Below are 12,115 nucleotides of genomic sequence, written 5' to 3'. Positions count from 1 at the left end.
AGCCTTCACGGAATCCCATGAAAATCGTGTCCTTCAATATCAATGGATTACGCGCAAGACCTCACCAGCTTTCTGCGATCATTGAAAAGCACCAGCCGGACGTCATCGGCCTTCAGGAAACCAAGGTTTCTAACGAACAGTTTCCCCAGACGGAGATCGAAGCACTCGGCTACCACGTCCACTATCACGGGCAGAAAGGCCACTACGGCGTCGCCCTGCTCTCGCGCCAGGCACCGCTGGAGATCCACAAGGGCTTTCCCAGCGATGGCGAGGAGTCGCAGAAGCGCTTTATCTGGGGCCGGTTCGCCGACGCGAATGGCGAGCCTGTTACCGTGATGAACGGCTACTTCCCCCAGGGCGAAAGCCGCGCCCATCCGGTGAAGTTTCCCGCCAAGACCAAGTTCTACGCCGACCTGCAGGCGTTGCTCGAACAGCAGTTCCGCCCTGAGGAATCGCTCGCGCTGATGGGCGACTTCAATATCTCCCCGCAGGACTGCGACATCGGCATCGGCGAAGTGAACGCCAAGCGCTGGCTGCGCACCGGCAAATGCAGCTTTCTCCCCGAGGAGCGCGAGTGGCTCGAGCGCCTGAAGGGCTGGGGACTGCAGGACAGCTTCCGCACCCTCAACCCGGAAGTCGTCGATCGCTTCAGCTGGTTCGACTATCGCAGCCGCGGTTTCGAGGACGACCCGCGCCGCGGCCTGCGCATCGACTACATCCTGACCACCGCAGCGCTGCACCAGCGCGTGATCGATTGCGGCGTCGACTACGACATCCGCGCGATGGAGAAGCCTTCCGACCACTGCCCGGTGTGGATCGAGCTACGCTGACGACCGCTGCGCAATTCCGGCAGCGCCGCCCGCGCTGTCATTTATTGGTAACCGAACCGTCTTAATCTCGCGGCCTTCTACAAGGAGGTCGCGAGATGACGTCACGTGTGTTTGGACGGTTCTGGAATCGGGCACTGCCCCTGCTGCTGGTCACGCTGGGCGGCGCCTCCAGCGCCAGCCTCGCCGCCCCACCCACCCCGCCAGACGGATCGGCCGTACTGCGCATCCACGGCTCCAATACCGTGGGTGCCAAGCTGGCACCGATGCTGGTGGCCGGCCTGTTCGAGGCCAAGGGCCTGCAGTCGGTCCGCATCGCCCCGGCCGGCAAGGAAAACGAGCAGCGCATCACTGCCCTCGACGAGCGCGGTCGGACCGTGCAGGCACTGGTCGCCGCGCATGGCACCGGTACCGGATTCGCTGGGCTGAAAGACGGTACTGCCGATTTCGCCGCTGCTTCGCGACCGATCAAACAGAGCGAAGCGCAGAGCCTCGCCGCCCTGGGCGACATGCGTAGCGCCGGGAGCGAACAGGTCATCGCCATCGATGGCTTGGCGGTGATCGTCCATCCCGACAACCCGGTGCAGTCCCTCAGCGTGGAGCAGGTGGCACACCTGTTCGCCGGGCAGATCGCCAACTGGCGGGAGCTGGGCGGCGCGGACGTTGCCGTCGAGCTGCACGCGCGTGATGACCAGTCCGGTACCTACGACACCTTCAAGGAGCTGGTGCTGAACAGTCAGGGGCAGGCACTGGCCACCAGCGCCGTGCGCTATGAATCCAACGACGCCCTGTCCCAGGCGGTCAGCCGCCGTAGCGGCGCCATCGGCTTCGTCGGTCTCGCCTCCGTCGGCAAGTCGAAAGCGCTGGCAATCACCGACGGCGATTCCCAGCCCATGCCGCCCAGCACCGCGCTGGTCGCCACCGAAGACTACCCGCTGTCGCGCCGGCTGTTCCTCTACGCCGATCCCCAGAAGCAGTCCGCATGGACCCGCGAGTTCCTGAGCTTTGTGCACAGCCCGGAAGGACAGGCCATCGTCGAGAAATCCGGTTACGTGGCCCAGGCCATCGCGCCGATCAGGCTGCCGCTACAGACGACGATGCCCGAGGCCTATCAGCAGCTGGCCAAGGAGGCACAGCGACTGACCGTCAACTTCCGCTTCGCCGAAGGCAGCGCGCAACTGGACAACAAGGCCCAACGCGATGTGCAGCGTTTGATCGACTATCTCAACAGTCACGACAAGCAGATGAACGCTGCGGTGCTGGTCGGCTTCGGCGACGCCCGCAACGATCCCGCGCGGACTGCATTGCTGTCCAAACTGCGCGCCATGGCGGTGCGTCGCGAACTGGCGCGTGGTGGCATCCTTGTAAAGGAAATCAATGGTTTGGGCGATCAACTTCCAGTGGCATCTAACAGCGAAGCGGGCCGCATCAAGAATCGCCGCGTCGAAGTCTGGGTGTATTGAAACGAGTGCAAGATCGTATCGGCCGCCAGCCGCGGGCGTACTGTCCCGGTGCCGGCGCCGGGTTTAAGCTCGGGCGATTTCCGCCAGCAGGAATCGTCCATGTACCTCGTCTGTGGTGAAGCGCTTTTCGATGTGTTCGCGGCCTCGACCGACAGCCGCAGTCGTCTGCATCTGGAAGCCGTTGCAGGTGGCTCGCCGTTCAACGTTGCTGTCGGGCTGGCCCGGTTGGGCGCGCAGGCCGCGCTGCTCGGTGGGCTCTCCCGCGATCATTTCGGTCAGTGCCTGCTAGAGCTGCTGCAGGAAGAAGGTGTTGCCACCGAGCATCTCGCCATCTTCGATGCGCCGACCACCCTGGCGATGGTCGCCATCGGCGCCGATGGCAGTCCGGTCTACAGCTTTCGCGGCGAAGGCTGTGCCGATCGCCTGTTGCATACCGAACAGCTGCAGCCGCTGCCTGCTGGCATTCGTGGCATCCATTTCGGTTCCTATTCGCTGGTGACGCCGCCGATTGCCGATACGCTGCTGGCCTTGCTGCATCGCGAGCATGCCCAGCGCCTGATTTCACTCGATCCGAACATTCGCCTCAACGTCGAACCCAGCCTCGAACGTTGGCGCGAGCGGGTCGAGGCATTCGCCGAACGCGCACATCTGATCAAGGTCAGCGACGAGGACCTGGCCCTGCTCTATCCGGGCGTTGCGCCAGCGAGCATCGCCCAGCGCTGGCTGGACCATCACGCCGAACTGGTGGTGCTAACCCGCGGTGCCGACGGCGCACAGCTCTTCAGCCGCAAGCACGGCCAGCTGCATGTGGCCGCGCATGCGGTGACGGTGCGTGACACCGTGGGAGCCGGCGACACCTTCCAGGCCGCGTTGCTCGCCTACCTGGCCGAACAGCAGCTTGACTCGCCGCACGGGCTCGCACAGATGGGACCTGCGCAACTGCAGGCCATGCTCGCCTTCGCCAGCAGCGCTGCCGCCATCACCTGTTCCCGGCGTGGTCCGGACCTGCCCTACCGATACGAAATTGTCTGACCGGTTTGGCCGTTGCGCCCTCAGCAGCTATAACCCTTCGTGGCCTTTCACGACAACGGACCCTGCATGAGAGCGTTGAAGATTACCGACCCGTCCTACGAGCTGATGGACGACCACCACGGCAACTCGCTGATCTATCGCGAGCACGGGTTCCCCTGCCCGCTGGTGCGCTGGCACAACCACAAGGAGTACGAGCTGCATCTGATCGTCGCCAGCTCCGGCAAGGTGTTCGTCGGCGACTACGTAGGTAATTTCGGCCCGGACAGCCTGTTCCTCACCGGCCCGCACCTGCCGCACAACTGGATCAGCCAGGTCGAGGACGGCGAGGTCGTGGCCAAACGCGACATGCTGGTCAACTTCACGGACGAGATGCTCGAAGCGGGCCACGCTGTCTTCTCCGAGCTGCGGACCTTCACGCCGATGCTCGAGCGCTCGCGCTACGGCATCGAGTTTCGCTGTCCGCAGACCATCGCCCAGGCACGCCAGCTGATGCAGCAGATCGCCGACAGCCGCGGCGCCACCCGCCTCGGCTATTTCCTGATCATGCTCGAGCTGCTTGCCAGGTGCGACGACTACCAGCTGCTCTCCGGCGCCACTTCGGCACAGTTGAGCGACGAGCAGCAGGCCGACCGGACCAACATGGCGGTCAACTACATCTTCGAACACTACATGCGCGAGCTGCCGCTGGAGGAAGTCGCCAGCCATCTCGGCATGAAGCCCACCTACTTCTCGCGCTTCTTCAAGCGCGCCACCGGGCGCTGCTACGTCGAGTTCGTCAACAGCCTGCGCATCAGCAAATCCTGCGAACTGCTGCTCGATCAGGACAAGCCGGTCACGGATGTCTGTTTCGAATCGGGTTTCAACAACCTGTCCAATTTCAATCGCCGCTTCCAGCAGCTCAAGGGCATGACCCCATCGTGCTATCGACGCCTCGTCGAACAACGTCTGACCGAGCAGAACCTGGCCAGCTGATACGCTTCCGGCCGGCTCCAGCGCCCTGTTCCTCGCCCGCTACCCCGCTTGCGTCTTTATGATCGTGGCAAAGCCCCGCTCTTGAGCCCCTGCGACAGGTCTGGACGGTGCCGCTGCGGGCAGCCCACCGCGGTCAAGCGAGTGCAAAAAAGTATCGAAGCGAGTGCAGTCACGGCTTTGTCGCGCGGCCACTGCCGGCGTTGTAATGCCTGCCAGACGCTCGTAGCGCAGTACGCGGGTAACAACAAAAACAATAAGTGCTTCCAGGCCCTGATCTGGAAGAGGAGTCCACGAATGAAAGCATTCAACTTGCTGCTCGGTACCGCCTGCATGGCCTCGATTGCGCTGGCCCAGGCCGCCGAAACCCTCACCGTTGCCACCGTCAATAACGCGGACATGATCCGCATGCAGCGCCTCTCCAAGACCTTCGAGCAGCAGAATCCCGATATCAAGCTCAACTGGGTGGTGCTCGAAGAGAACGTGCTGCGCCAACGCCTGACCACCGATATCGCCACCCAGGGCGGCCAGTTCGACGTGCTGACCATTGGCATGTATGAAGCCTCGCTCTGGGGCGACAAGGGCTGGCTGGCGCCGATGAAGGATCTGCCAGAAGGCTACGATCTGGACGACGTATTTCCTTCAGTACGCGAAGGCCTGTCGGTAGATGGGACGCTGTTCGCCCTGCCGTTCTATGCCGAAAGCTCCATGACCTACTACCGCACCGACCTGTTCGAGCAGGCGGGCCTGGACATGCCTGAACATCCCACCTGGACGCAAATGGCCGGGTTCGCCGAAAAGCTGCACAAGCCTGGCGAAGACCAATACGGCATCTGCCTGCGCGGCAAGGCCGGTTGGGGCGAGAACATGGCGCTGGTCACGACGGTCGCCAATTCCTTCGGTGCGCGCTGGTTCGATGAGAAGTGGCAACCGGAGTTCGATGGCCCTGAATGGAACAAGGCCGCCAACTTCTATGTGGATCTGTTGAGCAAGTACGGCCCACCGGGCGCCTCAAGCAACGGCTTCAACGAAAACCTGGCCCTGTTCAACAGCGGCAAGTGCGCCATGTGGGTCGATGCAACGGTCGCGGGCTCATTCGTCACCGATACATCGCAAAGCAAGGTCGCCGACAAGGTGGGCTTCACCTTTGCCCCGCAGGAAGACACCGACAAGGGTTCCGCGTGGCTGTACTCCTGGGCGCTGGCAATCCCGACCAGTTCGCAACAAAAGGACGCCGCCAGGCAGTTCACCGCCTGGGCAACCTCCAAGGACTACGCCAAGCTTGTTGCCGAAACCGATGGCGTCACCAACGTGCCACCGGGTACGCGCGAATCGACCTACAACGACGAGTACATGGCCGCAGCGCCGTTCGCCAAGGTCACCCTGGAGTCGTTGAAGCAGGCTGATCCCGCCTCGCCATCGGCCAAGCCGGTTCCTTATGTCGGCATCCAGCTGGTGACCATTCCGGAGTTCCAGGCCATCGGTACCCAGGTTGGCAAGATGTTCTCCGCGGCGCTTACCGGACAGATGCCGGTCGAGCAGATGCTGACCGCGGTGCAGCAATCCACGACGCGGGAAATGAAGCGCGCCGGCTATCCCAAGTGAGCATCCCAAGTAGGTAACCCCTTCAACCGAAGGTGAACACCGGACAGGGCTCGCCCGAGCCCTTAAGGCCTTCTTACAGCCGGAGCACCCCCATGGCCACCTCATCCGCAGCCTTGCCCAAGGCACCTGTCACCGAAACGGCAAGCGAGCCGAGCGAGCGTAAGCCATGCCGCTTCGGCCCCAGCTGGTTCCTCGTCAGCCCGTCCGTTGCACTGTTGATGCTGTGGATGCTGGTACCGCTGTCGATGACCGTCTACTTTTCGGTGATCCGCTACAACCTGCTCTATCCCGGTGAGAACGATTTCGTCGGGCTGGAGAACTTCCATTACTTCCTGACCGATGCCGGCTTCATGCCCGGCATGGTCAACACCCTGATCCTGGTCGGCAGCGTGCTGCTGATCAGCGTAGTGCTTGGCGTGCTGATCTCGGCATTGCTCGAGGCGGCAGACTTCGCCGGGCGTGGCATCGTTCGCGTCATGCTCATTTCGCCGTTCTTCATCATGCCCACCGTGAGCGCGCTGGTCTGGAAGAACCTCATCTACCATCCGGTCTCGGGCATTCTCGCGGCGGTGTGGAAGTTCTTCGGCGCGCAGCCGGTGGACTGGCTTGCACAGCACCCGCTGGCGTCCATCGTGATCATCGTGTCCTGGCAGTGGCTGCCCTTCGCGATCCTGATCCTGATGACGGCCATGCAGTCCCTCGATCAGGAACAGAAGGAGGCCGCTCGCCTCGATGGTGCGGGCCCCATCGCGATCTTCTGGCACCTGACCTTGCCCCACCTGGCCCGGCCCATTGCCGTGGTGGTGATGATCGAGACCATTTTCCTGCTTTCGGTATTCGCCGAGATCTTCACCACCACCAGCGGCGGTCCCGGCTACGCATCCACCAACCTCGCCTACCTGATCTACAACCAGGCGCTGCTGCAGTTCGATGTCGGCATGGCCTCGGCCGGCGGCCTGATTGCGGTGGTGATCGCCAACATCGCGGCGATAATCCTGGTGCGGATGCTCGGCAAGAATCTCACCGAGAAATATTGAGGACAGACCGATGCTGACGCTCAAACAAAGTCGCCGCCTCAACACCCTGGTGGTCGGGCTGTTCGCCTGGGCCGTGGCGCTGCTGCTGTTCTTCCCGATCTTCTGGATGCTGCTCACCAGCCTGAAGACCGAGATCGACGCCTTCGCCACGCCGCCGCAGTTCATCTTCACGCCGACGCTGGAAAACTACCTGCAGATCCAGGACCGCAGCGGCTACTTCAAGTACGCCTGGAACTCGGTGACCATCTCCTTCGGCGCCACGGCCCTGGGCATGCTGATTGCGATACCTGCGGCCTACTCGATGGCCTTCTACGAGACCAAGCGCACCAAAGGCACGCTGTTGTGGATGCTCTCGACCAAGATGCTGCCGCCGGTGGGCGTGCTGGTGCCGATCTACCTGCTGGCCAAGCAGTTCGGCATGCTGGACAGCCGCGCAGTGCTGATCATCATCTACACGCTGATCAACCTGCCGATTCTGGTGTGGATGATCTACACCTACTTCAAGGACATCCCGCGCGACATCCTCGAAGCGGCGCGTATGGACGGCGCAACCTTGATGCAGGAAATGGTTCGCGTGCTGCTGCCGATCAGCAAGGGCGGGCTGGCCTCGACCATGCTGCTGTCGCTGATCCTGTGCTGGAACGAGGCCTTCTGGTCGCTGAACCTGACGTCCTCCAATGCTGCCCCGCTGACCGCCTTGATCGCGTCCTACTCCAGCCCTGAAGGGCTGTTCTGGGCGAAGCTTTCGGCCGTATCCACCCTCGCCTGCGCCCCCATTCTGATATTTGGCTGGATCAGCCAGAAGCAGCTGGTCCGCGGCCTGTCGTTCGGCGCCGTGAAATAACGCCGCTGAGCTGAAAAGAACAACAGAGGATTCCGAACATGGCAGACCTGAAAGTCCACAACCTGAAGAAAAGCTTCGACGGCAACGACATCATCAAAGGTATAGACCTCGACATTCGCGATCGCGAATTCGTGGTCTTCGTCGGCCCATCCGGCTGCGGTAAGTCCACCCTGCTGCGCCTGATCGCCGGCCTCGAGGAGGTCAGCAGCGGCCGGATCGAACTGGATGGACGCGACATCACCGATGTCAGCCCGGCCAAGCGCGACCTGGCCATGGTGTTCCAGACCTACGCGCTGTATCCGCACATGACGGTGCGCAAGAACATGTCGTTCGCCCTGGATCTCGCCGGGGCTGACAAGCAGGAAGTGGCCCGCAAGATCGAGGCAGCCGCCCGCACCCTGGAACTGGAGCCGCTGCTCGAGCGCAAGCCACGCCAGCTCTCCGGTGGCCAGCGCCAGCGTGTCGCCATTGGCCGCGCTATCGTGCGTAACCCCAAGGTCTTCCTGTTCGACGAGCCGCTGTCGAACCTCGATGCCGCCTTGCGCGTGCAGATGCGCCTGGAGCTGTCGCGCCTGCACCAGGAGCTGCAGGCGACCATGATCTACGTGACTCACGATCAGGTCGAAGCCATGACCCTTGCGGACAAGGTAGTCGTACTCAACGGCGGACGCATCGAACAGGTCGGCTCACCCATGGAGCTCTACCACAATCCCGCCAACCTCTTCGTCGCGGGCTTTCTCGGCACACCGAAGATGGGCTTTCTCAAGGGCCGCGCAAGCCGTGTCGAAGCCAGCGGCTGCGAAGTCGAGCTCGACGCCGGTTGCCGCCTGTTCCTGCCGGTGAGCGGCGCCACGCTGAAGGCGGGCGATCCGGTCACCCTCGGCATCCGCCCGGAACACCTCAACCGTGGCAGCGAAGGCAATTGCCAGTTGACCGTGAAGGCCGACGTCAGCGAGCGGCTGGGCAGCGACACCTACTGCCACGTGGTCACCGGCAACGGCGAGCAGCTGACCATGCGCATCCGCGGCGACTTCACCCCACGCTATGGCGAGTCGCTGTCGCTGACATTGGAAGCCGACCATTGCCACCTCTTCGACAGCAATGGCGTTGCAGTCGGCCAGTCGCTACAGCAGGCGGCCTGACCGACCCATAGCCACCCGAGCCCTGACTTGCCGACAGATCGCTGCGCCCGCGATGGCAGCGATCCCGCCCCCGGCTTTCCCACATTCAAGCCCAGCGAGGCCCGAGATGAAGTTGAACGAAGCGAATCTGCCACAGCTGCCGGGCCCTATCGCGCGCCCCGACTACCGCCTGGCCGAGGTCACCACCGGCATCGCCCACATCGGCGTGGGCGGTTTTCACCGCGCCCACCAGGCGGCCTACACCGATGCGCTGATGAACACCGGCGAGGGGCTAGAATGGGGCATCTGCGGCATCGGCACACGCGCCGAGGAGCGCGCGATGCGCGACGCACTGGCCGCGCAGGACTACCTCTACACCCTGGTCGAGCTCGACGACCGGCCCGACACCGAGGTCCGGGTGATCGGCAGCATTCGCGACATGCTGCTGGTGGACGAGGATGGTTCCGAGGCGGTGGTTGCCCGCCTGGGCGATCCGGCGATTCGCATCGTCTCGCTGACCATTACCGAGGGCGGCTATTGCCTGGACGACAGCACCGGCCAGTTCAATGCGCAACTGCCCCAGATTCAACACGACCTGCAGCAACCGCGCCGCCCGGTCAGCGTGTTCGGCCTGCTCTGCGCGGCGCTGGCCAAGCGCCGCGGCGACGGTGTCGGCCCCTTCACGGTGATGTCCTGCGACAACCTCCCCCACAACGGCGACGTGACCCGCAAGGCCACGCTAGCCTTCGCCAGCCTGGTCGACCCCGACCTGGCCCGCTGGATCGAGCGCAACGTCAGCTTTCCCAACGCCATGGTCGACCGCATCACGCCGATGACCAGCACGGCGCATCGCCAGGACCTCAAGCGTCAGCACGGCCTCGATGACGCCTGGCCGGTGGTCTGCGAACCCTTCGTGCAATGGGTACTGGAAGACCGCTTTGTCGCCGGCCGCCCGGCCTGGGAAAAGGTCGGTGTGCAGTTCACCGATGACGTTTCGCCCTACGAGGATATGAAGATCAAGCTCCTGAACGGCAGCCACCTTGCCCTGACCTACCTGGGCTTCCTGCGCGGTTATCGCTTCGTCCACGAAACCATGGCCGATCCGCTGTTCGTCGAGTACATCCGCCGCTACATGGACGAGGACGTCACCCCACAACTGGCTCCCGTGCCCGGCATCGATCTCGCTCGCTACAAGCAGACGCTGATCGCGCGCTTCTCCAACCGTGCCATCGCCGATCAGCTGGAACGAGTGTGCTCCGACGGCTCGTCGAAGTTTCCCAAGTTCACCGTGCCGACCATCAACCGCCTGATCGCCGATAACGCCGCCCTGGACCGGGCCGCCCTGGTGGTTGCCGCCTGGGCGCTGTATCTGCGGGGCGTCGATGAAAACGGCGAGCGGTACCGCATCCCCGATCCGCGCGCGGATTTCTGCCAGTCCCTCGCTGCGGAGGACGACGGCCTCACCGAACGCCTGCTGGGGCGCGAGGAGATCTTCGGCACGCAGATTCCGCGTTCGCTCGCCTTCCGCGAAGCCTTCGAGCGCAACCTGCTGCGGCTGCGCACGCTGGGGGTCAGCGGCACCCTTGATCTGTTGCTGACGCAGTGACGGGGTGCGGCATGTTTCTCGGGATCGATTGCGGCACCCAGGGCACCAAGGCGCTGTTGCTCGACGCCAGCAACGGGCGCGTGCTCGGCCAGGGCTCGGCCGGCCACGATCTCATCAGCGGGCCCAATGGCCGGCGCGAGCAGGACACCGAGCAGTGGACCGCCGCCTTCGCCAGCGCCACCGCCGCGGCACTCGCCGAGGCCGGAGTCGACGGCGATGCCGTGCTGGGCATTGGTGTGTCCGGGCAGCAACATGGCCTGGTTACGCTCGATGCCGCGGGCCGCGTGTTGCGACCGGCCAAGCTCTGGTGCGACACCGAGTCGACTACGGAGAATCAGCGCCTGCTCGACTGGCTGGGCGGAGAACAGGGTTCGCTGCAACGCCTCGGTATCGTCATCGCACCGGGCTACACGGTGTCCAAGCTGCTGTGGATGAAGGAGCAGCACCCCGCGCTGTTCGCTCGCATCGCGCATATCCTGCTACCCCACGACTACCTCAATTACTGGCTGACCGGGCGTTGCGTAAGCGAATACGGCGACGCCTCCGGCACCGGCTATTTCGATGTGCGCACCCGGCAGTGGGCGTTCGACATCCTGCGGTATGTCGATCCCAGCGGCCGCCTGGAGGCGGCGCTGCCCGAGCTGATCGAACCCCATCAGCCGGTCGGCCGGCTACGCCCCGAACTTGCCGTCCGGCTGGGCCTGAACTCCCAGGCCATAGTGGCGAGCGGCGGTGGTGACAACATGATGGGCGCCATCGGCACCGACAACATCCGCCCCGGCGCGATCACCATGAGCCTGGGAACCTCCGGCACACTCTACGCGTTCTCCGGGGAACCTCGGATCAGTCCACAGCCATCAGTCGCGACGTTCTGCTCGTCCAGCGGGGGCTGGCTGCCGCTGATCTGCACCATGAACCTGACCAACGCCAACTCGGCGATTCGCGACCTGCTGGAGCTGGACCTCGATGCGTTCAACGCGCTCGTGGCGCAGGCACCGATCGGCTGCGAGGGCGTCACCATGCTGCCGTTTCTCAACGGCGAGCGCGTCCCCGCCCTGCCCCAGGCCAGCGCCAGCCTGCACGGCCTGACCGCCGAAAAACTGACCCGCGCCAATCTCTGCCGCGCGGTGCTCGAAGGCGTGACCTTCGGCCTGCGCTACGGGCTGGACCTGCTGCGCGAAAGCGGCATTCGCGGCGAGCGGATTCAGCTCATCGGCGGCGGCGCGAAGAACCCGCTGTGGCGGCAGATCGTAGCCGACATGATGGCGACGCCGGTGGTCTGCGCCCGCCACAGCGAAGCCGCGGCGCTGGGTGGCGCGATCCAGGCGGCGTGGTGCCATGCCAGACAGCGCGACCCCGCGGCGAGCCTCGCTGAGCTGTGCCAGCGCTGTGTCAGCCTCGACGAGACCACGGCGGTCGCGCCTGACACCGCCGCGGTTCTGGCCTACGAGCAGGCCTATCGGCGTTATCGGCAACTGGTAGCCAGCATCTACGGTCAGCAGACAGCACCGGACCTGACGCCGGTCACCTCTTGATGCGCAGCGCTCGGTCGGCAGGAAAATAGCTCATAAAAAAAGGCAAAGCCACGGCGTGTGGCTTTGCCTTTGGTCC

General features: G+C 63.9%; 10 protein-coding genes. All 10 read left to right on the top strand.

Features of this window, described 5'->3' with window-relative positions; all coding sequences use genetic code 11:
- Window positions 1-17 precede the first annotated feature (17 nt).
- On the top strand, window positions 18-830 hold the full coding sequence (gene xthA, locus LLJ08_RS10310) for an exodeoxyribonuclease III (RefSeq protein ID WP_228208881.1): 813 nt from the start codon (window positions 18-20) through the stop codon (window positions 828-830).
- A 95-nt stretch (window positions 831-925) separates the two neighbouring features.
- The gene (locus LLJ08_RS10305; RefSeq protein ID WP_228208880.1) at window positions 926-2,290 is read left to right on the top strand and encodes a substrate-binding domain-containing protein; all 1,365 of its coding nucleotides are present in this window, start codon (window positions 926-928) and stop codon (window positions 2,288-2,290) included.
- Between the two features lie 99 nt (window positions 2,291-2,389).
- Window positions 2,390-3,322, top strand: a complete 933-nt coding sequence (locus LLJ08_RS10300) for a carbohydrate kinase family protein (protein WP_023445338.1) — start codon at window positions 2,390-2,392, stop codon at window positions 3,320-3,322.
- Between the two features lie 66 nt (window positions 3,323-3,388).
- The gene (locus LLJ08_RS10295; RefSeq protein ID WP_031297659.1) at window positions 3,389-4,294 is read left to right on the top strand and encodes an AraC family transcriptional regulator; all 906 of its coding nucleotides are present in this window, start codon (window positions 3,389-3,391) and stop codon (window positions 4,292-4,294) included.
- Between the two features lie 294 nt (window positions 4,295-4,588).
- Complete coding sequence (locus tag LLJ08_RS10290) at window positions 4,589-5,896, top strand: ABC transporter substrate-binding protein (protein WP_228208879.1); 1,308 nt, start codon at window positions 4,589-4,591, stop codon at window positions 5,894-5,896.
- A 92-nt stretch (window positions 5,897-5,988) separates the two neighbouring features.
- Window positions 5,989-6,933: a carbohydrate ABC transporter permease gene (locus LLJ08_RS10285; protein ID WP_228208878.1), complete on the top strand. Its 945-nt coding sequence runs from the start codon at window positions 5,989-5,991 to the stop codon at window positions 6,931-6,933.
- 10 nt (window positions 6,934-6,943) lie between these two features.
- Window positions 6,944-7,777: a carbohydrate ABC transporter permease gene (locus LLJ08_RS10280; RefSeq protein ID WP_228208877.1), complete on the top strand. Its 834-nt coding sequence runs from the start codon at window positions 6,944-6,946 to the stop codon at window positions 7,775-7,777.
- A gap of 38 nt (window positions 7,778-7,815) precedes the next feature.
- A complete protein-coding gene (locus LLJ08_RS10275; RefSeq protein WP_023445334.1) occupies window positions 7,816-8,919 on the top strand; it encodes an ABC transporter ATP-binding protein in 1,104 nt (367 codons plus the stop codon).
- Window positions 8,920-9,025: 106 nt separating this feature from the next.
- Window positions 9,026-10,504 (top strand): mannitol dehydrogenase family protein, encoded by a 1,479-nt coding sequence (locus tag LLJ08_RS10270; RefSeq protein ID WP_228208876.1) that lies wholly within the window; start codon window positions 9,026-9,028, stop codon window positions 10,502-10,504.
- Between the two features lie 11 nt (window positions 10,505-10,515).
- Window positions 10,516-12,039: a xylulokinase gene (xylB, locus tag LLJ08_RS10265; protein ID WP_228208875.1), complete on the top strand. Its 1,524-nt coding sequence runs from the start codon at window positions 10,516-10,518 to the stop codon at window positions 12,037-12,039.
- The last annotated feature ends 76 nt before the right edge of the window (window positions 12,040-12,115 follow it).

Origin of the sequence: Stutzerimonas chloritidismutans (assembly GCF_020783375.1) — a bacterium.
Lineage (GTDB): Bacteria > Pseudomonadota > Gammaproteobacteria > Pseudomonadales > Pseudomonadaceae > Stutzerimonas > Stutzerimonas kunmingensis.
The sequence above is the reverse complement of the archived record's forward strand: the minus strand, read 5'-3'. Positions and strand labels throughout refer to the sequence as shown.

Excerpts from the sequence above, each read along its gene's own strand:
- LLJ08_RS10270 (WP_228208876.1), top strand. The coding sequence starts at position 9,026 with ATGAAGTTGAACGAAGCGAATCTGCCACAGCTGCCGGGCCCTATCGCG.
- LLJ08_RS10300 (WP_023445338.1), top strand. The coding sequence starts at position 2,390 with ATGTACCTCGTCTGTGGTGAAGCGCTTTTCGATGTGTTCGCGGCCTCG.
- LLJ08_RS10285 (WP_228208878.1), top strand. The coding sequence starts at position 5,989 with ATGGCCACCTCATCCGCAGCCTTGCCCAAGGCACCTGTCACCGAAACG.
- LLJ08_RS10290 (WP_228208879.1), top strand. The coding sequence starts at position 4,589 with ATGAAAGCATTCAACTTGCTGCTCGGTACCGCCTGCATGGCCTCGATT.
- LLJ08_RS10280 (WP_228208877.1), top strand. The coding sequence starts at position 6,944 with ATGCTGACGCTCAAACAAAGTCGCCGCCTCAACACCCTGGTGGTCGGG.
- LLJ08_RS10305 (WP_228208880.1), top strand. The coding sequence starts at position 926 with ATGACGTCACGTGTGTTTGGACGGTTCTGGAATCGGGCACTGCCCCTG.
- xylB (WP_228208875.1), top strand. The coding sequence starts at position 10,516 with ATGTTTCTCGGGATCGATTGCGGCACCCAGGGCACCAAGGCGCTGTTG.
- LLJ08_RS10295 (WP_031297659.1), top strand. The coding sequence starts at position 3,389 with ATGAGAGCGTTGAAGATTACCGACCCGTCCTACGAGCTGATGGACGAC.
- LLJ08_RS10275 (WP_023445334.1), top strand. The coding sequence starts at position 7,816 with ATGGCAGACCTGAAAGTCCACAACCTGAAGAAAAGCTTCGACGGCAAC.
- xthA (WP_228208881.1), top strand. The coding sequence starts at position 18 with ATGAAAATCGTGTCCTTCAATATCAATGGATTACGCGCAAGACCTCAC.